Raw genomic sequence first — 24,069 nt, forward strand, 5'->3', positions numbered from 1 at the left:
ATGCCTGTGGGATCTGCGCGCGACGCTTTGGCGCATGGCTTGATATCGCGTCGTACAAACAAGGCGGTCGCGCGCGCCTGTCACAGGCGTTATTGGCCTTAAACAAACGTAGGAGCGAGCCTTGCTCGCGATGCGCCGCGCGGGCGGCGCTCGGTCTCACAGGCGGCAAAAGACCCAAGACGAACCCCGCCTTACTTGAACCTGCGCTCCACGCCTTTCTCCACCAAGATCTTCGCCGAAATCTCCTCCACCGAAAAATGCGTGGAGTTGATGTTGGGAATGTTCTCCCGGCGGAACAGGTTCTCCACCTCACGCACCTCGAACTCGCACTGGGCAAAGCTCGAATAGCGGCTGTTGGGCTTGCGCTCGTGGCGGATGGCGGTCAGGCGGTCGGGGTCGATGGTCAGGCCAAACAGCTTTTGCTGATGCTTCTTCAACACCGCCGGCAGCTGCAGGCGCTCCATGTCGTCTTCGGTCAACGGGTAGTTCGCGGCGCGGATACCGAACTGCATGGCCATGTACAGGCAGGTAGGCGTCTTGCCGCAACGCGACACGCCCACCAGAATCAGGTCGGCCTTGTCGTAGTAATGGGTGCGCGCGCCGTCATCGTTGTCCAGGGCGAAGTTGACCGCCTCGATGCGTTCCATGTAGTTGGAATTGCCGCCAATCGAGTGGGATTTACCGACTGAATACGACGAATGGGCAGTCAATTCCTGCTCAAGTGGGGATAAAAACGTCGAAAAGATGTCGATCATGAAGCCGTTCGACGTGGCCAGGATCTCGCGGATGTCCTGGTTGACGATGGTGTCGAAGATGATCGGGCGCATGCCGTCGCGCTCAGCCGCGGCGTTGATTTGCGCAACCATGGTCCGTGCTTTGTCCGGCGTATCGATGTACGGACGAGTGAATTTGTTGAACGGAATGCTATCGAATTGAGCGAGCAGGCTCTGGCCCAGAGTCTCGGCAGTGATGCCGGTGCCATCGGAGATGAAGAACGCGGTTCTTTTCATTTGCATTCTGGGCCTTAAGCTGATGACGTTTCTTGGATATGATAAGTTCGGTTTGCCGAATGCGGCTGTCGGCATTCTCACTTATTTTCCAGGTACAGGCCACAAGCGTCCGGCCAAGTCAAAACAGGCAGGCGGGCGCCCTTGAGCTTTTCCAATACAGTTAGTGGAGAGATCACCTTGGTAGAGTACGTAGTTTCCCTCGATAAGCTCGGCGTCCATGATGTGGAGCATGTGGGGGGCAAGAACGCATCCCTGGGCGAGATGATCAGTAACCTCGCAGGTGCCGGCGTTTCGGTGCCGGGCGGCTTTGCCACTACGGCTCAGGCGTACCGCGATTTTCTCGAGCAGAGTGGCCTGAACGACCGCATCCACGCCGCGCTTGACGCGCTGGACGTGGACGATGTCAACGCCTTGGCCAAGACCGGCGCCCAGATCCGTCAGTGGGTCATGGAAGCCGAATTCCCGGAGCGTCTGAATTCGGAAATCCGAACCGCCTTCGCCGAAATGTCCAAGGGCAACGACAACATGGCCGTGGCCGTGCGTTCCTCGGCCACCGCCGAGGACTTGCCGGACGCCTCGTTCGCCGGCCAGCAGGAAACCTTCCTCAACATCCGTGGCGTCGACAACGTGATCCGCGCGGCCAAGGAAGTGTTCGCCTCGCTGTTCAACGACCGCGCCATCGCCTACCGCGTACACCAGGGCTTCGACCACAAGCTGGTGGCCCTGTCCGCTGGCGTGCAGCGCATGGTCCGCTCCGAAACCGGTACCGCCGGCGTGATGTTCACCCTCGACACCGAGTCGGGCTTCCGCGACGTGGTGTTCATCACCGGCGCCTACGGCCTGGGTGAAACCGTGGTGCAGGGTGCGGTCAACCCGGACGAATTCTACGTACACAAACAGACCCTGCAGGCAGGCCGCCCGGCCATCCTGCGCCGCAACCTGGGCAGCAAGGCCATCAAGATGGTCTATGGCGAAGAAGCCAAGGCCGGCCGTTCGGTCAAGACCGTCGAGGTCGACCGTGCCGAGCGTGCACGCTTCTGCCTGAGCGACGATGAAGTCAACGAGCTGGCCAAGCAGGCCATGATCATCGAGCAGCACTACCAGCGCCCGATGGACATCGAGTGGGCCAAAGATGGCGACGACGGCAAGCTGTACATCGTTCAGGCCCGCCCTGAGACGGTGAAGAGCCGTGCCAGCGCCAACGTCATGGAACGCTACCTGCTCAAAGAGAAGGGCACGGTGCTGGTCGAAGGCCGTGCCATCGGTCAGCGCATCGGCGCTGGCAAGGTCCGCGTCATCAACGACGTGTCCGAAATGGACAAGGTCCAGCCAGGCGATGTGCTGGTTTCCGACATGACCGACCCGGACTGGGAACCGGTCATGAAGCGCGCCAGCGCCATCGTCACCAACCGCGGTGGCCGTACCTGCCACGCGGCGATCATCGCTCGTGAACTGGGTATTCCGGCTGTCGTCGGTTGCGGCAACGCTACCCAGATTCTGAAGGACGGCCAGGGCGTCACCGTCTCCTGCGCCGAGGGCGATACCGGCTTCATCTTCGAAGGCGAGCTGGGCTTCGACGTCAAGCAGAACTCGGTCGATGCCATGCCGGAGCTGCCGTTCAAGATCATGATGAACGTCGGTAACCCGGACCGTGCCTTCGACTTCGCCCAGCTGCCCAACGCCGGTGTCGGCCTGGCGCGTCTGGAGTTCATCATCAACCGCATGATCGGCGTGCACCCCAAGGCGCTGCTGAACTACGCTGGCCTGCCGCCAGAGCTGAAAGAGAGCGTCGACAAGCGTATCGCCGGTTACAACGACCCGGTCGGCTTCTATGTCGAGAAACTGGTCGAGGGCATCAGCACCCTGGCGGCCGCCTTCTACCCGAAAAAGGTCATCGTGCGCCTGTCGGACTTCAAGTCCAACGAGTACGCCAACTTGATCGGCGGCAAGCTGTACGAGCCGGAAGAAGAGAACCCGATGCTGGGCTTCCGCGGCGCCTCGCGCTACATCAGCGAGTCGTTCCGTGACTGCTTCGAGCTCGAGTGCCGTGCGCTCAAACGCGTGCGCAACGAGATGGGCCTGACCAACGTCGAGATCATGGTGCCGTTCGTGCGTACCTTGGGCGAAGCCAGCCAGGTCGTCGACCTGCTTGCCGCCAACGGCCTGGCCCGTGGCGACAACGGCCTGCGCGTGATCATGATGTGCGAGCTGCCGTCCAACGCCATTCTGGCCGAAGAGTTCCTCGAGTACTTCGACGGCTTCTCGATCGGCTCCAACGACCTGACTCAGCTGACCTTGGGCCTGGACCGCGACTCGGGCATCATCGCCCACCTGTTCGACGAGCGTAACCCTGCCGTCAAGAAGCTGCTGGCCAACGCCATTGCTGCGTGCAACAAGGCCGGCAAGTACATCGGCATCTGCGGCCAAGGCCCATCGGACCACCCGGACCTGGCCAAGTGGCTGATGGAGCAGGGCATCGAAAGCGTGTCGTTGAACCCGGACTCGGTACTCGAGACCTGGTTCTTCCTGGCTGAAGGTCAGGGCGCGGCCTGATGCGGTAAAACGCGGGGGTGCGTCTGGCGCGCCCCCGCCTGGTTTCATCCAGGGCGAGTTCCAGTAATGGTTCCCGCCCTTTTTTGTGCACCACGCAACCTTATGCATAGCAGCAGCACTTTATTTCCCGTGGCTTTGCTCAGTGCCGAGCGCCGCGGCGACCTCAGCGAAGACGTGTACCGGATCAAGGCTGGCAACAGCCCGGACCCGAGCGTCGAGCTGGCTTTGACCCGCCTGGGGATGGCCGATCAGACCCGCGCCCAAGGCGTGCCGGTCATTCTTCTGCACGGCAGTTTCTCTAACCGTCGCTTCTGGTATTCGCCCAAAGGCATTGGGTTGGGCGCCTACCTGGCACGGGCAGGGTTCGATGTATGGATTCCGGAAATGCGTGGCCATGGTCTTTCGCCGCGCAATCGTCAGTGGCGGCATAACCGCGTAGCCGACTACGCCTGCCACGATCTGCCGGTGATTGCCGCGTTTATCCAGGAAAAGACCGGGCAGGCACCGCACTGGGTCGGCCATTCGCTGGGGGGTACCACCTTGGCAGCGGCCCTGGGTGGTGGTTATCTGGAGCCGGAGCGGGTGGCCAGTGCCGCGTTCTTCGGTACTCAGGTCAGCCGCGTCTACTGGCCCTTGAAAGTGCCGCCGGTGGCCTGGGGCGCGCGTCTGGTGCTCAAGCGCTTCGCGCAGATTTCCGGTACGCGCCTCAAGCGTGGGCCTGAGGATGAGCCGATTGGCCTGGCCCTGGAAAGCATGCGTTGGCACGGTCTGTTCGGCCGTTTTGGCGGCAAGCAGGGCGACTGGTGGGCTGGCTTGGCAGATGTCGATGTGCCGGTGCTGGCGGTGGCGGGCGCGGCGGACTTCCAGGACCCGGTGTGGGCCTGCCGCAAGCTTTTCGAGCAATTGGGCGGCGAACGCAAGCAGTTCCTCAGGCTGGGCCGCGAGGAAGGTTTCGATGCGTTCGGGCATGTCGACATGCTGGTGAGCAAGGCGGCGCAAGCTCAGGTATGGCCGTTGGTGGAGCGCTGGTTGCGTGACCCGCTGTTGCCGGTGCATGAAACGACGGTGGTGCGCGAGCCTGTTGCAGTCAACTGAACTTCAGTTGACTGCTCGGTCGCGGATGACTGCAACCCGCTCTGCGGTGTAGCCTTGCCTGACATACCGCTTTCGTTGTGACCTTGCCTGACATACCGCTTTCGTTGTGACTGACAGGAGCTTCCCATGCAGCATTACGTAACGCCCGACCTGTGCGACGCCTACCCGGACCTGGTCCAGGTGCTGGAGCCGATGTTCAGCAACTTCGGTGGCCGCGATTCCTTCGGCGGCCAGATCGTCACCATCAAGTGCTTCGAAGACAACTCGCTGGTCAAGGAGCAAGTCGAGCTCGATGGCAAGGGCAAGGTCCTGGTGGTCGACGGTGGTGGCTCGCTGCGCCGCGCCTTGTTGGGTGACATGCTGGCCGAGAAGGCTGCCAAGAACGGCTGGGAAGGCCTGGTGATCTACGGCTGTGTGCGCGATGTGGACGTGCTCATCCAGACCGATGTCGGTGTGCAGGCCTTGGCCAGCCACCCGATGAAGACCGACAAGCGTGGTATCGGCGACCTCAACGTGGTCGTGACCTTCGCTGGGGTGACCTTCCGCCCGGGCGAGTACGTGTACGCCGACAACAATGGCGTGATTGTCTCGCCAAGCCCGCTGAAGATGCCGGAGTGACATGCGCCGCGCGCGCTGATGGAGTGTTGATGTTCGAGGAAGACAACGCGCAGTGGGGGCTGGTGCATGCCCTGGTGCTCGATGGCAAAGGCGGCGCGCGCTCGATCGCCCGGACCGAGTTGGACGGTTTGCAGTTGCAGCCACAGGAGAGCCTCTGGCTGCACTGGGACCGAAGCCATCCGCAGACACGTACCTGGCTGCTGCAAGACAGTGGCTTGAGTGAGTTCGCTTGCGACCTGTTGCTGGAAGAAAACACCCGCCCGCGGTTGTTGCCGCTGGCTGGCGAGCAGTTGCTGCTGTTCCTGCGCGGGGTCAACCTCAACCCCGGCGCGGAACCCGAAGACATGGTTTCCGTACGCATTTTCGCCGAAGCGCAGCGAGTGATTTCCCTGCGCCTGCGGCCGTTGCGCGCCAGTGATGAAATCTTGCAGCACCTGGACGAGGGCAGGGGGCCGAAATCGGCGTCGGAGCTGTTGCTGCTGATGGGTGAGTTGCTGACCGAGAAGGTTCAGGGACTGGTCAGCGACCTTTCGGAGCTGGTCGACGACGAAGAAGAAAAGGTAGAAGTCGACGAACGGTATACCCCTGAGCAGGGTAGCCTACAGCAGATTCGCCGTCGCGCCGCCGGCCTGCGCCGTTTTCTCGCACCACAGCGGGACATTTACGCCCAGTTGTCGCGCAGCAAGTGGAGCTGGTTCGCCGATGCTGACGCCGATTACTGGAACGAGCTGAACAACAGCCTGATCCGCTACCTCGAAGAGCTCGAGCTGACTCGCGAACGTGCGGCGCTGGTGCTCGAAAGCGAGGACCGGCGGCGCAGCGAGCGGATGAATCGGACCATGTACCGGTTCGGCATCATCACCTGCATCTTCCTGCCCATGAGCTTTATCACCGGGTTACTCGGCATCAACGTCGGTGGCATTCCGGGGGCGGAAAACCCCTATGGGTTCCTGTTTGCCTGCATCGTCGTTTTGGGGCTGGCGGTGGGGCAGTGGTGGCTGTTTCGGCGGTTGCGGTGGGTTTAGTCGTGCGCGGGCCTCATTTTGAAACACCCGCATCAGCGGCCAGTGTGACCCATCGCCCGGCGGCCTCGTCTCTGACTGACACTGCGCGAGGTGCCTATGCACGATCCGTTTGAAGAATCCCTGCGTGACCTGCTCAAGGCGTCGCCGTCCGGCCAGGACCGTGACGACGCTGCGTGCCTGGGTCGCGTCCTGAAAACCGCCAACCGTCAGGTGGGCGCAGGTGATCTGTTCAGCCTCCTGGGCCGCTGGAGCCAGGCGCTGATGATTGCCGTGAACAATGGCTCGGCGCATGTCGCGCCTGTTCGTAGAAACTCTACCCGCAACGCTGCCGGTGGCAGCAAAGCAGATAAGGCCGATTGAATATGGAACTCGATCTCTGGACCCAGAGCCTGGTCACCGCAATGACCGCCCTTTGGACCAAGGTAGCGAACTTCATCCCTAACCTGTTCGGTGCCCTGGTCGTCGTGCTGCTTGGTTTTGTCGTGGCCAAGCTGCTCGATACGCTGTTGTCCAAACTGCTGGCCAAGTTCGGCCTGGACCGTCTGATGGCCGGCACCGGGCTGACCAAGATGCTCAGCCGCACCGGCATCCAGGTGCCGATCTCGACCCTGATCGGCAAGATCGTCTACTGGTTCGTGCTGTTGATTTTCCTGGTTTCCGCCGCCGAATCCCTTGGGCTTGAGCGGGTTTCGGCCACCCTGGACATGCTCGCGCTGTACCTGCCCAAAGTGTTCGGCGCGGCCTTGGTGCTGCTGGCGGGCGTACTGCTGGCGCAGGTGGCCAATGGCCTGGTGCGCGGTGCCGCCGAAGGTATCGGCCTTGAATATTCGGCAGGGCTTGGGCGCATTACCCAGGGCCTGGTGATCATCATCAGCATCTCGGTGGCCATCAGCCAGCTGGAGGTGAAAACCGACCTGCTCAACCATGTGATCGTCATTGGCTTGATTACCGTTGGTCTGGCAATTGCATTGGCGATGGGGCTCGGTAGCCGCGAAATCGCCGGGCAAATTCTGGCCGGCATCTACGTGCGCGAACTTTACCAGGTCGGCCAGCAAGTGCGAATTGGAGAGGTCGAAGGGCAGATCGAAGAAATCGGTACGGTCAAGACGACGGTGCTGACTGATGATGGCGAACTAGTGTCAATGTCTAACCGTGAACTACTTGAACAGCGTGTCAATAGCCGCTAACCGCACAAAAGCTGTTAATGTATGCCGCCGCGAAAATCGGCCCACGGGGCTGAGCGGCGACATTGACCTGACTGTCGGCCAGATCCGTTTTGAATAAAGTCCATTCGCCGCCCATGCGTTACGACCCCCGCGAGCTCACGGATGAGGAGTTGGTGGCGCGTTCGCATGAGGAGCTGTATCACGTAACTCGCGCCTATGAGGAACTCATGCGGCGCTACCAGCGGACCCTGTTCAACGTCTGTGCACGTTACTTGGGGAACGATCGGGATGCCGACGATGTCTGTCAGGAGGTGATGCTGAAGGTGCTGTACGGTTTGAAGAACTTCGAGGGCAAGTCCAAGTTCAAGACCTGGCTCTACAGCATTACCTACAACGAGTGCATCACCCAGTACCGCAAGGAGCGCCGCAAGCGCCGGTTGATGGATGCCCTGAGTCTGGACCCTGTTGAAGAGGCGTCCGAAGACAAGGCTCCAAAACCGGAAGAAAAGGGCGGGCTGGACAAGTGGCTAGTGCATGTGAACCCGATCGATCGGGAGATTCTGGTGCTGCGATTTGTCGCAGAACTGGAGTTCCAGGAGATCGCCGATATCATGCATATGGGCTTGAGCGCAACAAAAATGCGTTACAAGCGCGCGCTAGACAAGCTTCGGGAGAAATTTGCCGGTCTGAGTGAAACTTAGCCGGATACAAATGTCTCTAACGAATCGGCAAGTTCTGCTAGACTTGCCGTCGAGTTGTCCCCCGGATGTTGGTGGGACTGCTTAACTATCATCAGATGGGGATTTAACGGATGAAATTGAAAAACACCTTGGGCTTGGCCATTGGCTCGCTCGTAGCCGCTACTTCGTTCGGCGTTCTGGCTCAAGGCCAAGGCGCTGTCGAAATCGAAGGTAACGTTACCAAGCAGTACTACGACAGCGAGCGTAACTTCAAGAACGACGGCACCAATCCTGGTGTTCGTCTCGGTTACTTCCTGACCGACGATGTCTCCCTGGACCTGGGCTACAACGAGACTCACAACGCTCGTGGTGAAGTCTTCAACAAGGACATCAAAGGTTCCAAGACCAAGCTCGACGCTACCTACCACTTCGGTACCGTAGGCGATGCTCTGCGTCCGTACGTCTCCGCCGGTTTCGCTCACGAGAGCCTGGGTCAGGCCACTCGCAGCGGCCGTGACCACTCCACCTTCGCCAACGTTGGCGCTGGCGCCAAGTGGTACATCACCGACATGTTCTTCGCCCGCGCTGGCGTCGAAGCCATGTACAACATCGACAACGGCAACACCGAGTGGGGTCCGACCGTTGGTCTGGGTCTGAACTTCGGTGGCAGCGGTGGCAAAGTTGAAGCTGCTCCTGCTCCAGTTGCTGAAGTCTGCTCCGACAGCGACAACGACGGCGTTTGCGACAACGTCGACAAGTGCCCTGACACCCCGGCCAACGTTACCGTTGACGCCGACGGCTGCCCGGCTGTTGCCGAAGTCGTTCGCGTTGAGCTGGACGTCAAGTTCGACTTCGACAAGTCGGTCGTCAAGCCAAACAGCTACGGCGACATCAAGAACCTGGCTGACTTCATGAAGCAGTACCCACAGACCACCACCGTGGTTGAAGGTCACACTGACTCCGTCGGCCCAGACGCTTACAACCAGAAGCTGTCCGAGCGTCGTGCCAATGCTGTCAAGCAGGTTCTGACCCAGCAGTACGGCGTAGAATCCAGCCGTGTTGACTCGGTTGGCTACGGCGAAACCCGTCCGGTTGCCGACAACGCCACCGAAGAAGGCCGTGCTGTCAACCGTCGCGTTGAAGCTCAGGTAGAAGCCCAGGCCAAGTAATTGGTTTGACGCTTCACGAAAAACCCGGCCTCGGCCGGGTTTTTCTTTGCCTGGAATTCACTGGCCTCTGCGCATTACCCAGCCATCGCCCTAAGCGGCTGCACCTCCTGCTCCCCAACCACCTCACCAATCACCAGAATCGCCGGGCTGCGCAACCCAAACGCCTGAGCGTCCTCCACCATCCCCAGCACATTGCTGCGGCACTCGCGCTGCGTCGGCAGCGAGGCATTCTCGATCATCGCCACTGGCGTTCCCGGCGCCATCCCGCCGTCCAGCAAGCCTCTGTGTATCTGCTCCAGCCGCGCCACGCCCATGTACACCACCAAGGTCGTTCCACCCTGCGCCAAGGCAGGCCAGTTCAACTCGCTGTCGTCCTGGGTATGCGCGGTCACCAGCGTCACCCCACGGCTCACGCCACGCGAGGTAAGGGATATGCCGCACTGCGTGGCTCCGGCCAGCCCCGCAGTAATACCGTTTACCACCTCCACCTCGATGCCATGGCCTTGCAGCCACAGCGCCTCTTCACCCCCTCTGCCGAATATGCACGGGTCGCCACCTTTGAGCCGGACCACGCAACGCCCTTGGCGAGCATGACGCAGCATCAGGCGCTGGATGAACGCCTGGGGCGTGGAGCGACAGCCCCCGCGCTTGCCGACGGCGATGACTCGTGCCTGCGGGCAATGCTCCAGTACCGCAGGGTTGACCAGGTCGTCGATCATCACAACTTCAGCCTGGTGCAATGCGCGCACGGCTTTGAGCGTGAGCAGTTCGGGGTCACCAGGGCCAGCACCGACCAGCCAGACTTTCGCATTCATCAGGAGGTTCCTCATCGGTAAGGGGTGTTCAGCCCTTGAGCAGGGCGAACAGCAAAATCAGGTTCAGTAGCAATGACAGCAATGCCAGCGTGCGCCAGACCTTTAGCGGTTCGCGCTCCAGCAGCGGGCGACTGCGAGTTGGCAGGTCTTGGCGGTCGCCGCGCTCAAGCAGCAGTAGCCACTGTTCGGCGGTTTCGAAGCGTTGGGCCGGGTCTGCAGCGACAGCCTGTTGCAGGTTGTGCTGCAGCCATTCCGGCAAGTCGGGGCGGTAGCGCGACGCATTGATCGGCGTGCTGAAACGTGGGCGTTGGAAAGCCTCCACCTCGCCGTAGGGGTAATGCCCGGTGAGCAACTGATACAGCGTCACACCGGCGGCGTAGAGGTCCTGTTGCGGGCTGGGCGGTTGGCCATCGAATGCTTCCGGCGCGATGAACGAGGGCGTGCCTGGCAGATCATGACCGGGTGTCTCGGACAGGCCTGGGCAGTAGGCCAAGCCAAAGTCCAGCAGGCGCAACTGGCCGTCCTCTCCCAGCAACAGGTTCTCTGGTTTGATGTCACGGTGCAGCAGGTTGCGCCGGTGCAGCGCGCCGACCGCCTGCAGCAATTGACGCGCCACTTCCAGCCACTGCGGCAATGGCAGCGGGCCTTGCGTTGCCAGTACGTTGGCCAGGCTTTGGCCGCTGTGCTCGCGCATGACGTAGTACAAATGCTGGCGTTGGCTGGCTGCATGCAGTTCGGGGAAGTGGCGTCCAGCGACCCGGCGCAGGAACCATTCCTCCATCAGTAGTCCCTGTGCAGCCCCCGGTTCCTGCTCGCGCTGCGCAGGCAAGGTCTTGAGCAGCCAAGGCTGGCCCAGGCTATCGCGCACCCGATATAGCAGGGACTGGCGGCTGTGCGACAGCAAGGTTTCAACGTTCCAGCCATCGATTGACTGGCCTTCGCGCAGGGCGCCGGGCACTGGCCATTGTTGCAGTTGCGCCAGGGTGTCGCCCAGGTTGCTTGCACCCAGTTGGTCGACCCGCACCAGCAAGGCGCTGGCATTGTCCTGGCTACCGTTGTGGTGCGCGCTGGCGACCAGGGTGTCGGCGGCCAGCTGCAGGTCGGGTTGCTCGCGCAACACCGTCTGTATGTGCTGGTCGCCCAGGCTGGCCCAGACACCATCGCTCAGGAGCACGAAGCACTCGCCGGGTTGCAGCTCGCCGTCCAGGTAATCGACCAGCAGGTGCTGATCCAGGCCCAGCGCGCGTTTTAGCACATGCTGCATGCCGGGTTGGTCCCAGACGTGGTCCTCGGTCAGGCATTGCAGGCGGTCACCGTGCCAGCGGTAGGCCCGGCAATCACCGACATGGGCCAGGGTGAAGCGGCGGCCACGCAGCACCAGGGCACTCAAGGTGGTCAGCAAGGGCTGGCCGCTGCCTTGGGCGCGCAACCAGCGGTTCTGTGCCAGCAGCAGGCGGTCCAAAGCTTGGGCCACACCCCAAGTGGCTGGCGTGGCGTAGTAGTCCAGGGCTAGCGCCTGCAAACTGGCCCGTGCTGCCAGGCCACCGTCGGCACATTGGCTGACACCGTCTGCCAGGGCAAACAGAAAGCCTTTGCTGGCAGCCAGCTCCGGGGCCGGTGTCACCAGGCGCAGGGCGTCCTGGTTTTCCTCGCGCGGCCCGGTGGCGCTGGCTTGGGCGAAGCTCAGTTGCAGGCTCATCAATGGTGCCTCAGACCCGCGCCGCAGTTATCGCAGCCGAGCCCCAGGTGGTACGCCAGCGGCGTTTGACCCCGTGCAGGCCGAACCAGGCCAGCACGCCAAGGCTGGCGAACAGCCACAGGCCAAGCTGGTAATCGCCAGTGTGCTGCTTGATGGTGCCCAACCCGGCGGCAAGCAAGAAGCCACCGATGCCACCGGCCATGCCGATCAGCCCGGTCATTACGCCGATCTCCTGGCGGAAGCGTTGCGGCACGAGTTGGAACACCGCGCCGTTGCCGGCTCCCAGGCCAAGCATGGCGCTGACGAACAGCGCCAGGGCGGCGGCTGAGCTGGGCAGGTTGAAGCCGACGGCGGCGATGCAGATGGCCGCCACGCTGTACATCGCCAGCAGTGTACGGATGCCACCGAAACGGTCGGCGAAGGCGCCACCCAGCGGACGCAACAGGCTGCCGGCGAACACGCAGGCGGCGGTGTAGTAGCCAGCGGTGACCGGGCTCAGGCCGTACTGGTCGCTGAAGTAACCGGGCAGGGTGCTGGCCAGGCCGATGAAGCCGCCGAAGGTCACGCTGTAGAAGAACATGAACCACCAGCTGTCGCGGTCACCCAGGGCCTTGAAGTAATCCGCCATGGCTTTGGGCTTGGGCCGTTCTGGTGCATTACGCGCCAGCAGGGCGAACAGCACCAGGGTCAGCGCCAGCGGAATCAGGGCGAAACCAAACACGTTGTTCCAGCCAAAACCTGCAGCCAGTGCCGGCGCCAGCAGGGCGGCGAACACGGTGCCGGAGTTGCCGGCACCGGCGATGCCCATGGCTTTGCCCTGGTGCTGTGGTGGGTACCATTGCGAGGCCAACGGCAGCGAGACGGCGAACGAAGCGCCGGCAAAGCCCAGGAACACGCCCAGCAGCAGGGCTTGTTCGTAGCTGTGTACACCCAGGAACCAGGCGCCGGCCAGGGCGGCAATGACCACTACCTGGCCGATCAGGCCAGCAGTCTTGGGGGACAGGCGGTCGACCAGCATGCCCATGGCAAAGCGCAGAACCGCACCCGCCAGAATCGGGGTAGCCACCATCAGGCCCCGTTGCTGGGCGCTCAACTGCAGGTCGGCGGCAATTTGCACCGCCAGCGGGCCCAGCAGGTACCAGACCATGAAGCTCAGGTCGAAGTACAGGAAGGCGGCGAACAGCGTGGGCACGTGCCCGGATTTCCAGAAGCTGGTACTCATTTGAACACCTCACTCGGCAAAGCAACGGAAACGAAAAAGACGCCGCTACCCGGTCCACTGGTGTGGAAGGGGAGGCGACGTCTTTGTCGGGATATGTGGGCAACCGCCGTTGGCTACCGGTAGGAAATACTCAGCAAAAGATGGGCCAGCTTTACATCTGCGTTAATCGTTCGGTTTGTGGGGCAGCTGTCTTGTCGCCTGTACCGGCCTCATCGCCGGCAAGCCGGCTCCTACAAGTACTGCGGTGATCTTGAGGTCGCCGCGGTCCTTGTGGGAGCCGGCTTTGCCGGAGATCGTTAGCTAGCCGAGCATCTCGTGCATGGCGATGATCTGCTCGGCCACCTGGATCAGCTTCTGCTGGCGGCTCATGGCCTGGCGGCGCATCAGCGTGTAGGCCTGTTCCTCGTTGCAGTCCTTCATCTTCATCAGCAGGCCTTTGGCCTGTTCGATGCGTTTGCGCTCGGCCAGTTGCTGGTCACGCGCCAGCAGCTGGGCCTTGAGCGCCTGGTCGCTTTCAAAACGGGCCATGGCCACGTCCAGAATCGGCTGCAGTCGCGCGGCATGGATGCCCTCGACGATGTAGGCGCTGACTCCTGCCTTGATCGCCTGGCGCATCACGCCGGGGTCATGTTCGTCGGTGAACAGCACGATGGGCCGTGGCTGGTCGCGGCTGACCAGTACCACTTGCTCCATCACATCGCGGTCGGGCGAGTCGGTGTCGATCAGCACCACGTCCGGGTGCACCGTTTCGACGCAAGCGGGCAGGTCGATGGTCAGCCCTGGGGCTTCGATAACCTCAAAGCCGGCTTCGCTGAGTGCGGCCTTGAGGCGGCCGACTTTTTTCTGTGTGTCATCGATCAGCAGGATGCGCAGCATGTTCGTCACCCTCACAGACCGATGCGGGCGCTGGGCGCATCACCCAGGGCGTGCAGGTGGAAGCTGCGGGCGTAGGCGTGGGGGTCGCTGCCGTCCCAGCGGGTGCCGTCGATCAGCAGGCTGCTGCGCATGTCGGGTATGGCGCAGGGTACGCCCACGGCATTTGCGGCTTCTCGATACAAGTCTAGTTGTTGCACCTGGCGGGCTACGGCAAGGTAGTCGGGGTCTTCTCGTAGCAGGCCCCAGCGGCGGAACTGGGTCATGAACCACATGCCGTCGGACAAATAAGGCAGGTTGGCCCGGCCCTCGTCGAACAGGCGCAGCGCGTGGCGGTCCTGCCAGTGGTTGCCCAGGCCGTCCTGGTAGTCGCCAAGCAGGCGCGGCTCGACGCATTCCAGTGGCGTGTCCAGGTAGGCGCTGCCGCTGAGCAGTTGCGCCGTGCCTCGGCGGTTCTCCGGGCTTTGCTCGATAAAGCGACTGGCGGCCAGTATTGCCTTGACCAGTGCGCGGGCGCTGTTGGGGTACTGCTCGGCGAAGGCGCGGGCACAGCCCAGGACTTTTTCCGGATGGTCCGGCCAGATCGACTGGCTGGTTGCCAAGGTAAAGCCCTGGCCTTTGGCCACGGCGTCGGCCGACCATGGTTCGCCGACACAGAAACCGTCGATTCGACCCGCCTGGATATGCGCGGCCATCTGTGCGGGCGGCACCACCACGCTGTTGACGTCTTCGAGTGGGTGAATGCCCTGGCTCGCCAGCCAGTAATACAGCCACATGGCATGGGTGCCGGTGGGGAAGGTCTGGGCAAAGGTCAGGCGTGCGCCATGCTGGTGCACCAGGCGCGCCAGTGCTTCAGGGTTGGTCACGCCCTTGCGTTGCAGGGAGGGCGACAGGTTGATGGCCTGGGCGTTCTGGTTCAAACCCATGAGCACTGCCATGGGGCTGGTCGGTACGCCGCCGATCCCCAGGTGTACCGCGTAGATCAGGCCGTACAGGCAATGCGCGGCATCCAGCTCGCCGCTGACCAGTTTGTCGCGAAGACCCGCCCAGGAGCCTTGGCGATGGAGGTTCAGGGTCAGTCCGTATTGCTGAGCGAAGCCCTGGGTAGCGGCGACCACCACCGAGGCGCAGTCGGTCAGGGCCATGAAACCGATATCGAGGCTGGGCTTTTCCGGCGCATCACTGCCGTTCACCCACGCCAGAGGCATTGCCGGGGGTACTGTGTTCACAAGGTTCCTCGCCCGTACTGAATAGGCTGTACGGGCTTTCGAAGCAACGCATGTGCCAAGGCCCTGTCATGCCGGGCGCGCGCTGGCTATAATCGCCCCCTCACTCACCGCGAGTCTTGCCCGCCCATGTATACCCTGGCCCGCCAGCTGCTGTTCAAGCTTTCCCCGGAAACCTCCCACGACCTGTCACTGGACCTGATCGGCGCCGGTGGCCGTCTCGGTCTCAACGGCCTGCTGTGCAAGCAGCCAGCGGCGTTGCCGGTGACCGTCATGGGCTTGAACTTTGCCAACCCGGTAGGCCTGGCCGCCGGCCTGGACAAGAACGGTGCGGCCATCGACGGCTTCGCCCAGCTGGGCTTCGGCTTCGTCGAAATCGGCACCGTGACCCCGCGTCCGCAGCCGGGCAACCCGAGGCCGCGTCTGTTCCGTCTGCCGGAAGCGACGGCAATCATCAACCGCATGGGCTTCAACAACCTGGGCGTCGATCACTTGCTCGAACGTGTTCGTGCTTCGCGCTACCAGGGCGTGCTGGGTATCAACATCGGCAAGAACTTCGATACCCCGGTGGAGCGTGCGGTCGATGACTACCTGATCTGCCTTGAAAAGGTTTATCGCGAAGCCAGCTACATCACAGTCAATGTCAGCTCGCCGAACACCCCCGGCCTGCGCAGCCTGCAGTTCGGCGACTCGCTCAAGCAGTTGCTCGACACCCTGGCTGAGCGTCGCGAGCAATTGGCGGTCGAGCATGGCAGGCGCGTACCGCTGGCCATCAAGATCGCGCCGGACATGAGCGACGAGGAAACCGCCCAGGTGGCGGCTGCCTTGATCGAATCGGGCATGGACGCGGTGATCGCCACCAACACCACCCTGAGCCGTGAAGGCGTCGAAGGGCTGCCTTATGGCGGGGAGGCTGGCGGCCTGTCGGGCGCTCCGGTGCTGGAAAAGAGCACGCACACCGTGAAGGTGCTGGCGGGGGAGCTGGCCGGCAAGCTGCCTATCATTGCCGCGGGCGGTATTACCGAAGGCCGTCACGCCGCAGAGAAGATCGCTGCTGGCGCCAGCCTGGTGCAGATCTACTCAGGCTTCATCTACAAAGGCCCAGCGCTGATTCGTGAAGCCGTGGATGCCATCGCCGCCATGCCGCGTGCATAAAACGAAGGCATAAAAAAGGGCCCCTTGAAAGGGGCCCCTGGGCCTTAGCCCGCCGCCCGGATAGGGCGCGCATGGTAAATCGAATTCAGTGTCCTCTTTCAGCCAACGGCGTGATTTTCGTTGAGTCTATGGATGCCAGCGGTGCCAGTCATTCCGTCCCAGTTATCACCGCGACCTTCACGCCAGCCGTTGATCCAGGCTTGGCGAACTGAAGGAAGATTAAAGGGGCAAAGCTCGCGGGATTTGCCGGTGACCCCATATTGGTAACCACGTGAATATGCTCTTTCCAACGGATCACGCTTACATCTCTTCATAAGGTGTAGACCTCACTTGTTGACTGTAATGTCCCGTCGGCCTCTCCGAGGCCGGGCAGAGTCTTTCTGCCGGTGTGCGCTCGCTGCCGGCGTCGCGAGCTGAAGGTGCCGCTTCGTTGCGATGCGGCCTGAGACCAGTTCTAACGAATGCGAGTCACCGTGTGAATGATCGATTTGTCATAAGGACGTAACCTTTCTGAGGGTGAGGGGATAAGTAAATAAATGCGACTCAACCTTGTTTGGGGTTAAGGCCGCTATGATCGGCGTTTGCCGATCATTGACGTCATTTCGCCAGCGCTGCTGTGTGATGACAGAAATATCTAGTAATGCGACGAAGGGTCACATTTGCCCCCAAGGCGCTGGCATTTTTTGTACTGCTTGATGATCTAAGCTGTCCTCGTTGCTGACGAGGGGCCGATCGGTCAGGCGGCCCGGCCTGTTTCCGGCTCATGTAGAGCAGGGAAGGCCACCCGGACATCTGCTGGAAAGGTGTTCGGGCAAACATCGGCGGGGCGATGCGTCGCAACGTCACTTATCTAGCCCAAGGCTCTGGAATACACATGTCGGACCGTTTCGAACTTTATCTCACCTGCCCCAAAGGCCTGGAAGGCCTGCTCGCCGAAGAGGCCAAAGGCCTGGGCCTTGAGGAGGTGCGCGAGCACACCTCGGCCATTCGCGGCGCCGCCGACATGGAAACCGCCTACCGCCTGTGCATCTGGTCGCGCCTGGCCAACCGGGTGCTGCTGGTGCTCAAGCGCTTCGGCATGAAGAATGCCGATGACCTCTACGACGGCGTGCACGCGGTGGATTGGGCTGATCACCTCGCTGCCGACGGCACCTTGGCGGTTGAGTTCAGTGGCCATGGTTCGGGTATCGACAACACCCACTTCGGTGCGCTCAAGGTCAAGGACGCCATCGTCGACAAGTTGCGAAACCGTGAAGGTCTGCGCCCTTCGGTGGAAAAGGTCGACCCTGATGTGCGCGTGCACCTGCGTCTGGACCGTGGTGAAGCGATCCTGTCGCTCGATCTGTCCGGCCACAGCCTGCACCAGCGCGGCTACCGCCTGCAGCAAGGCGCTGCGCCGCTGAAGGAAAACCTGGCAGCGGCGGTGCTGATTCGTGCCGGCTGGCCGCGCATTGCCGCTGAGGGCGGCGCCCTGACCGACCCGATGTGCGGTGTGGGTACCTTCCTGGTGGAAGCGGCGATGATCGCTGCCGACATCGCCCCCAACCTCAAGCGCGAACGCTGGGGCTTCAGCAACTGGCTCGGCCATGTCCCGGCGTTGTGGCGCAAGGTGCAGGAGCAGGCACAGGCCCGTGCCGAGGCCGGGTTGGCCAAGCCGCCTCTGTGGATTCGCGGCTACGAGGCCGATCCTCGGCTGATTCAGCCGGGTCGTAACAACGTCGAGCGTGCCGGCCTGGGCGACTGGGTGAAGATCTATCAGGGTGAAGTCACCAGCTTCGAGCCGCGCCCCGACCAGAATCAGAAGGGCCTGGTCATCAGCAACCCACCGTATGGCGAGCGTCTGGGCGACGAAGCCAGCCTGCTGTACCTCTACCAGAACCTCGGTGAGCGTCTGCGCCAGGCCTGCATGGGCTGGGAAGCGGCGGTGTTCACCGGTGCGCCCGAACTGGGCAAGCGCATGGGCATCCGCAGCCACAAGCAGTATGCGTTCTGGAACGGCGCGTTGCCGTGCAAGCTGCTGCTGTTCAAGGTGCAGCCTGATCAGTTCGTCACCGGCGAGCGCCGCGAAGCGCAGGCTGACGACGCCGATGCCGGCCGCCAGGCTCCGATGGCCAGCGAGCCTGCACGCCTCTCGGAAGGTGCGCAGATGTTCGCCAATCGTCTGCAAAAAAACCTGAAACAGCTGGGCAAGTGGGCGCGTCGTGAGCAGGTGAGCTGCTATCGCCTGTACGATGCCGACATGCCTGAGTACGCCCTGGCGGTAGACCTGTATCAGGACTGGGTGCACGTTCAGGAGTATGCGGCACCTCGCTCGGTCGACCCGGAAAAAGCCCAGTCGCGGCTGCTCGATGCCTTGGCGGCGATCCCGCAGGCTCTGGGTATCGACCCTCAGCGCGTTGTGCTCAAGCGCCGTGAACGGCAAAGCGGCACGCGCCAGTACGAGCGCCAGGCCACCGAGGGTCGCTTCCAGGAAGTCAGCGAAGGTGGCGTCAAGCTGCTGGTCAATCTCACCGACTACCTGGACACCGGCCTGTTCCTCGACCACCGCCCGATGCGCATGCGCATCCAGCGCGAGGCGGCTGGCAAGCGCTTCCTCAACCTGTTCTGCTATACCGCTACAGCGACCGTGCATGCGGCCAAGGGCGGTGCGCGTAGCACCACCAGCGTCGACCTGTCGAAAACCTACCTCGACTGGGCGCGTCGCAACCTGTCGCTCAATGGTTTCTCCGAGCGCAACCGTCTGGAGCAGGGCGATGTGATGGCGTGGCTGGAGGGCAACCGCGACAGCTACGACTTGGTCTTCATCGACCCGCCGACCTTCTCCAACTCCAAGCGGATGGAAGGGGTGTTCGACGTGCAGCGTGACCACGTGCAGTTGCTCGACCTGGCCATGGCGCGTCTTGCGCCTGGTGGCGTGCTGTATTTCTCCAACAACTTCCGCAAGTTCCAGCTGGATGAACACCTGGCCACGCGCTATGTGGTGGAGGAGATCACTGCCCAGACTCTGGACCCGGATTTCGCCCGTAACAGCCGCATTCACCGCGCCTGGCGCCTGCAATTGCGCTGATGCGACAAGGGACGTTGCGCGGCTGATGGCCAATAGCTATAAATGAACGCAGGGCTGGAAAATTCGCAGGACGCTGACGTGACGAGATTGCTTTATGTCCAAGTGTGGCGTGCGTGCGAGGTTCCTCGCCCTGTGCAGGGAAGTAGTGCCTGCCTGGGCCTTGGCATTGGTGGCGTTGGTGGCGGGTGGTCTATTGTCGGCCGCCTTGGCTTTGGCCGCGCAGACGTTTTACAAACAGCAACTGCGCCAGCGTTTCGAGTTGCTGGCCAGTGAGCGTTACAGCCGTATTGCCGAACGTTTCGAAGACCAGCAGCAGCGCCTGGACGGCCTGCGGCGTTTCTTCAGCTTTTCCAACGAAGTCACCCCCGTTGAATTCGATGGCTATGCGCGGCCGTTGCTGCTGCGGACCCAAGCTTACTCCTGGGCCCCTCGAGTGGAAGCGGCGCAGCGCGGTGAGTTCGAACGCCGTGCCCGGGCCTGGCTAGGCCAGGATTACCAGATTCGCGAACTGGATGCCCAAGGCAATTGGCATCCAGCGCCTTCGCGCGACCATTACTTTCCGGTGCTCTATACCCAGGCTGCCAGTCTGCAGGGCCAACCATACGGGCTGGACCTGCGTAGCCAGCCTGACCGCGAAGCGACGCTTGCGCGTGCAGTGGTGCCGGGCAGCATGGCGGTATCGCCGCCGCTGAACATGATCAATGTCGCGGCGGACTACACCCGGGGGGTGTTGATGGTGGCGCCGGTGTTCTCCGATGCTGCGGCCAACGGCCCGCCGGTGGGCTACGTCATGGCGCTGCTGAGCATGCGGCAGTTGATCACCGAAGGCCTGCCGGCTGTGGCCAACGACAATCTGGTGGTGCGTATCGTCGACCCCACCGGGGCCGGTGGTCAGGAAGTGCTGTTCGACTCGCAGAACCCGGTGGCACCACTGCAGTTGGCCAGCAGCCAGTTGTTGCATCTGGCCGACCACCACTACCAGATCGATATCCGGCCCAGCCAGGCCTTCCTCAACGCCAACCGCTCTTCGGCGGCGCTTGGGGTCGGCCTGTTGGGTGGGTTGCTGAGTGTATTGCTCAGTGCCTTGCTCTACAGCTTGTTCAGCCAGCGGCAGCGGGCACTTGCCCTGGTCGAGCAGCGCACCGCTGAATTGCGGGTGAGCGAGCAGACGCTGCGTGGCACCCACAACCAACTGCGCAGCGTATTGGATGCGGCGACCCAGGTGGCGATCATCGCCACCAGTCTCAAGGGTGTCATCACTACGTTCAACGCTGGCGCCGAACGGATGCTGGGGTATTCGGCCAGCGAGGCGGTCGGACATCTGAGGCTGGAGGATCTGGTCCTGCCCCAGGAACTGCAGCAACGCGCCCATGCGCTGAGTGTGCGTTATGGGCGGGATATCGACGGCGGCCAGGCCATGTTCGCCGAAACGGTACAGGAGGCAGGCGGGGAGCCAGGGGAGTGGACCCTGCGCCGCAAGGATGGCAGCCAGTTGCTGGCCAACATGCTGGTCACCGCAGTGCTTGACGAGCAGGGGCTGTGGGTCGGCTATCTGGCGATCTGCATCGATGTCACCGAGCGGCGTCGTGTGCATGAGGCGTTGGCACTGCGCGACAGGCTGCTGGAAAAGCTCAGTGCCGAAGTGCCGGGCGGGATCTACCAGTACCGGCTGGATGCCGATGGCCGCTCATGCTTCCCGTATTCCAGCCAGGGACTCTACGACATCTATGAAGTGGATCTTCAGTTGCTGCGTGAAGATGCATCGAAAGTGTTCGAACGTATTCACCCCGATGACCTGGAGCGAGTGCGTCGGTCGGTGCTCTATTCGGCCGAGCACCTCACGCCCTGGCGCGAGGAGTATCGTGTCTGCCTGCCGCGTGCGGGGCTGCGCTGGGTGCGGGGCGAGGCGACGCCTGAAGTGGGTGATCAGGGCTGCACGCTTTGGCACGGATACCTCACCGACATTTCCGACCTCAAACGTGTGGAAGAGGAGCTAAGAACCCTGTCGGTGACTGATGCCCTCACCGGTATTCACAACCGCCGCTACTTCCAGGAAAGGCTCAAGGTGGAGCTTGAGCGTGCCCAGCGTGATGATCAGGACATGGCAGTGATCATGCTCGACATTGACCATTTCAAACGGATCAACGACCAGTTCGGCCACGCAGTGGGTGACCATGTGTTGCGCAGTCTGTGCCAGCGCATCGGCAACCGCTTGCGGCGCACTGACGTATTTTGCCGTTTGGGTGGCGAGGAGTTCATGGTGCTGTGCCCGGGAAGCAATGCCGACCAGGCTTACCGGTTGGCGCTTGAGCTGTGGCAGGGGGTGCGCAATGTGCCGGTCGAAGGCGTCGGCAGGGTGACGGCGAGTTTCGGAGTGGCCGGCTGGCGTCCGGGCGAGGCGGCAGATGCGTTGTTGCTGCGGGCGGATGCCGGTGTTTATGCGGCCAAGCAGGCGGGGCGGGATCGGGTCGAGACCGAGCTGGTTTGAGCTGCTGGTGCGCGGTGCCATGTACCGTGTTGTCTGCATCGCCGGCAAGCCGGCTCCCACAGAGATTGCGCAATTCTTGAGGTCTGCGCTGTGCGTGTGGGAGCCGGCTTGCCGTGGCGACGAACCGCGGCGATGAGGCCGGTGAAGGCGACACAAGACAGGTGCTCCTGCAAGGCCCGCACGGCGCATGCAGGAGCGGCGCTGGTCAGGGCGCGGTAGACGCCGTGCTGTTAGCAAGCTTGGGCTGGCGATACAGGTCAAGCAATACCTGATCCAGCACCTGCGAAGCGCCCCATGGTTTCGGATCGTTGAGGATCGCCGCCACCGCCCAGGTGTTTCCGTTGCTGTCGCGGCTGAAGCCGGCGATAGCGCGTACGGTGTTCAGCGTACCGGTCTTGATATGGGCCTCGCCGGTCATGGCGGTGCGCTTCAGGCGCTTGCGCATGGTGCCGTCCATGCCCACCAGCGGCATGGAGCTGATGAACTCGGCGGAGTAGGGGCTTTTCCAGGCCGCCTGGAGCAAGGCCGCCATCTCACGGGTGCTCACCCGTTCCGCGCGGGACAGGCCCGAGCCGTTCTCCATGACCAGGTGCGGCGCAGTGATGCCTTTTTTCGCCAGCCACTGACGCACCACGCGTTGGGCCGCGCGGGCATCGTCGCCATCGGCATCGGTGCGGAACTGCGCACCAATGCTCAGGAACAGCTGCTGGGCCATGGTGTTGTTGCTGTACTTGTTGATGTCGCGGATGACTTCCACCAGATCGGGGGAGAAGGCCCGGGCCAGCAGGCGCGCACTCTTGGGTACGTTCTCGATGCGGTCGCGACCCTGGATGCTGCCGCCCAGTTCATTCCAGATCGCCCGCACGGCTCCGGCCGCGTAGGTCGGGTGATCCAGCAGGGAAAGGTAGGTTTGCGAGTTGCAGCCGTCGCCGAGCTGGCCGCTGACCACCACGCTCATGCCGTCAGGCTGGGGCACCGGGTTGTAGCGCACATCGCCGCTGCACTGTTTGGATGCCACCGCTTTGACCTGGTTGTCGATACGGATGCTGGCGATCGGCGGCTCGACGGCGATTGTCACCTTGCCGCCATCGTTGCGGGCGACGAAGCGCAGGGCTTTGAGGTTGACCAGCAGCGAATCGGGTTTGACCAGGAAAGGCTTGTTGACGTCGCCGCCGTCATCGTTGAACTGGGGCAGGTTGGGCTGCACGAAATGGCTACGGTCCAGCACCAGGTCGCCGGTGATGGTACGTACGCCGTTGGCACGCAGGTCACGCATCAGCAGCCACAGCTTTTCCATGTTCAGCTTCGGGTCGCCGCCGCCTTTGAGGTACAGGTTGCCGTTGAGCACGCCATTGCTCAGGGTGCCATCGGTGAAGAATTCGGTTTTCCACTGGAAGGTCGGCCCAAGCAGCTCAAGGGCGGCGTAGGTGGTGACCAGTTTCATGGTCGAGGCCGGATTCACCGAAACATCGGCATTGAATACGGTGGGGTTGCCAGGCCCGTCCAGTGGCAGCATGACCAGCGACAGCGCCGAGTCTTGCAGTTTGTTGGCTTTGAGGGCCTGCTGGACCTTGGGGGGCAGTGTGGTGTTGACGGCTGCGGCCTGGCTGGGCAGAGCCAGTGGCAGAAGCAGGCCGGCGAGGACAAGGGGACGGAGCGATTTGATCATGTGCGATAAGTACCCTGCGGACGAGGGGAATAATAGCGGGGCTGTACAAGGTGATGGCCCCAGACGACATACAAGTGCGCATTATGCCCCAAGCGCGACCTACATGGGCTACGGTTCAACGGAAAAGCGCCGCTGGCGCGTGGAAACTGTTAAAGTGCCGCGCGTTATTACTCAAGAGGATTGTTTCATGGCTACCAACCGTTCCCGTCGTCTGCGCAAGAAGCTGTGCGTGGATGAATTCCAGGAGCTGGGTTTCGAACTGAACCTGGATTTCAAGGAAGACCTGTCCGACGAAGCCATCGATGCCTTCCTCGACGCTTTCCTGGCAGAAGCCATGGACGCCAACGGCCTGGACTATGTCGGCGGCGATGACTTCGGCCTGGTCTGCCTGGCCAAGCGTGGCTCGGTCAGCGAAGAACAGCGCGCTACCGTCGAAGCCTGGCTCAAAGGCCGCAGCGAACTGACCAAGATCGAAGTCAGCCCGCTGCTGGATGCCTGGTATCCGGACAAGCCGATCAACTCGGCTTCCTGAACCGCAT

20 protein-coding genes are annotated in these 24,069 nt (G+C 62.3%); 12 read left to right on the top strand and 8 right to left on the bottom strand.

Translation table 11 applies throughout. The features are described 5' to 3' along the window. Positions 1-191 precede the first annotated feature (191 nt). Positions 192-1,016 carry a pyruvate, water dikinase regulatory protein gene (locus PspTeo4_RS01735; protein ID WP_322362007.1) on the bottom strand — a complete coding sequence of 275 codons (825 nt, stop codon included), beginning with the start codon at positions 1,014-1,016 and terminating at the stop codon, positions 192-194. Between the two features lie 171 nt (positions 1,017-1,187). Here PspTeo4_RS01735 and ppsA point away from each other — a divergent pair, with 171 nt between their 5' ends. The 8 genes from ppsA (at position 1,188) to PspTeo4_RS01775 (ending at position 9,316) form a co-directional block, all read left to right on the top strand. Then, entirely contained in the window at positions 1,188-3,563 is a 2,376-nt protein-coding gene (gene ppsA, locus PspTeo4_RS01740) for a phosphoenolpyruvate synthase (RefSeq protein ID WP_322362008.1), read from the top strand. Between the two features lie 102 nt (positions 3,564-3,665). Further along, positions 3,666-4,658, top strand: coding sequence for an alpha/beta fold hydrolase (locus tag PspTeo4_RS01745; protein WP_416196893.1), 993 nt, complete (start codon positions 3,666-3,668; stop codon positions 4,656-4,658). Positions 4,659-4,784: 126 nt separating this feature from the next. Then, positions 4,785-5,276: a ribonuclease E activity regulator RraA gene (gene rraA / locus PspTeo4_RS01750; RefSeq protein ID WP_322362010.1), complete on the top strand. Its 492-nt coding sequence runs from the start codon at positions 4,785-4,787 to the stop codon at positions 5,274-5,276. A 29-nt stretch (positions 5,277-5,305) separates the two neighbouring features. After that, a complete protein-coding gene (locus PspTeo4_RS01755; protein ID WP_322362011.1) occupies positions 5,306-6,301 on the top strand; it encodes a zinc transporter ZntB in 996 nt (331 codons plus the stop codon). Between the two features lie 96 nt (positions 6,302-6,397). Beyond that, a complete protein-coding gene (locus tag PspTeo4_RS01760) occupies positions 6,398-6,661 on the top strand; it encodes a CrfX protein (protein ID WP_322362012.1) in 264 nt (87 codons plus the stop codon). Between the two features lie 2 nt (positions 6,662-6,663). Beyond that, the gene (locus PspTeo4_RS01765) at positions 6,664-7,488 is read left to right on the top strand and encodes a mechanosensitive ion channel family protein (RefSeq protein ID WP_322362013.1); all 825 of its coding nucleotides are present in this window, start codon (positions 6,664-6,666) and stop codon (positions 7,486-7,488) included. 113 nt (positions 7,489-7,601) lie between these two features. Beyond that, positions 7,602-8,168 (top strand): RNA polymerase sigma factor SigX, encoded by a 567-nt coding sequence (gene sigX, locus PspTeo4_RS01770; protein WP_023379523.1) that lies wholly within the window; start codon positions 7,602-7,604, stop codon positions 8,166-8,168. 110 nt (positions 8,169-8,278) lie between these two features. After that, the gene (locus PspTeo4_RS01775; RefSeq protein ID WP_322362014.1) at positions 8,279-9,316 is read left to right on the top strand and encodes an OmpA family protein; all 1,038 of its coding nucleotides are present in this window, start codon (positions 8,279-8,281) and stop codon (positions 9,314-9,316) included. 74 nt (positions 9,317-9,390) lie between these two features. On the opposite strand, the gene cobA is transcribed toward PspTeo4_RS01775, so the two are convergent. The 5 genes from cobA to PspTeo4_RS01800 form a co-directional block, all read right to left on the bottom strand. After that, positions 9,391-10,131: a uroporphyrinogen-III C-methyltransferase gene (gene cobA, locus PspTeo4_RS01780; RefSeq protein WP_322362015.1), complete on the bottom strand. Its 741-nt coding sequence runs from the start codon at positions 10,129-10,131 to the stop codon at positions 9,391-9,393. 28 nt (positions 10,132-10,159) lie between these two features. After that, complete coding sequence (locus tag PspTeo4_RS01785) at positions 10,160-11,830, bottom strand: bifunctional protein-serine/threonine kinase/phosphatase (RefSeq protein WP_322362016.1); 1,671 nt, start codon at positions 11,828-11,830, stop codon at positions 10,160-10,162. A gap of 10 nt (positions 11,831-11,840) precedes the next feature. Beyond that, positions 11,841-13,052, bottom strand: a complete 1,212-nt coding sequence (locus PspTeo4_RS01790) for a nitrate/nitrite transporter (RefSeq protein ID WP_322362017.1) — start codon at positions 13,050-13,052, stop codon at positions 11,841-11,843. Between the two features lie 300 nt (positions 13,053-13,352). Beyond that, the gene (locus tag PspTeo4_RS01795) at positions 13,353-13,928 is read right to left on the bottom strand and encodes an ANTAR domain-containing response regulator (protein WP_023379528.1); all 576 of its coding nucleotides are present in this window, start codon (positions 13,926-13,928) and stop codon (positions 13,353-13,355) included. A gap of 11 nt (positions 13,929-13,939) precedes the next feature. After that, entirely contained in the window at positions 13,940-15,154 is a 1,215-nt protein-coding gene (locus PspTeo4_RS01800; protein ID WP_322362018.1) for a CmpA/NrtA family ABC transporter substrate-binding protein, read from the bottom strand. Between the two features lie 126 nt (positions 15,155-15,280). Here PspTeo4_RS01800 and PspTeo4_RS01805 point away from each other — a divergent pair, with 126 nt between their 5' ends. Continuing rightward, positions 15,281-16,306, top strand: a complete 1,026-nt coding sequence (locus PspTeo4_RS01805) for a quinone-dependent dihydroorotate dehydrogenase (protein WP_322362019.1) — start codon at positions 15,281-15,283, stop codon at positions 16,304-16,306. A gap of 98 nt (positions 16,307-16,404) precedes the next feature. On the opposite strand, the gene rmf is transcribed toward PspTeo4_RS01805, so the two are convergent. Continuing rightward, positions 16,405-16,620, bottom strand: a complete 216-nt coding sequence (rmf, locus tag PspTeo4_RS01810) for a ribosome modulation factor (protein ID WP_322362020.1) — start codon at positions 16,618-16,620, stop codon at positions 16,405-16,407. Between the two features lie 560 nt (positions 16,621-17,180). Here rmf and rlmKL point away from each other — a divergent pair. Together rlmKL and PspTeo4_RS01820 are read left to right on the top strand one after the other, a co-directional pair. Further along, entirely contained in the window at positions 17,181-19,373 is a 2,193-nt protein-coding gene (gene rlmKL, locus PspTeo4_RS01815; protein WP_322362021.1) for a bifunctional 23S rRNA (guanine(2069)-N(7))-methyltransferase RlmK/23S rRNA (guanine(2445)-N(2))-methyltransferase RlmL, read from the top strand. A gap of 94 nt (positions 19,374-19,467) precedes the next feature. Then, positions 19,468-21,861: a diguanylate cyclase gene (locus tag PspTeo4_RS01820; protein ID WP_322362022.1), complete on the top strand. Its 2,394-nt coding sequence runs from the start codon at positions 19,468-19,470 to the stop codon at positions 21,859-21,861. Between the two features lie 205 nt (positions 21,862-22,066). Here the strand turns inward: PspTeo4_RS01820 and dacB are convergent, their stop codons facing one another. Beyond that, positions 22,067-23,530 (bottom strand): D-alanyl-D-alanine carboxypeptidase/D-alanyl-D-alanine-endopeptidase, encoded by a 1,464-nt coding sequence (gene dacB / locus PspTeo4_RS01825; RefSeq protein ID WP_322362023.1) that lies wholly within the window; start codon positions 23,528-23,530, stop codon positions 22,067-22,069. Between the two features lie 187 nt (positions 23,531-23,717). Between dacB and PspTeo4_RS01830 the strand changes: the two genes are divergently transcribed. After that, a complete protein-coding gene (locus PspTeo4_RS01830; protein WP_054892459.1) occupies positions 23,718-24,062 on the top strand; it encodes a YggL family protein in 345 nt (114 codons plus the stop codon). The last annotated feature ends 7 nt before the right edge of the window (positions 24,063-24,069 follow it).

The sequence above is a fragment of the Pseudomonas sp. Teo4 genome (genome assembly GCF_034387475.1).
Lineage (GTDB): Bacteria > Pseudomonadota > Gammaproteobacteria > Pseudomonadales > Pseudomonadaceae > Aquipseudomonas.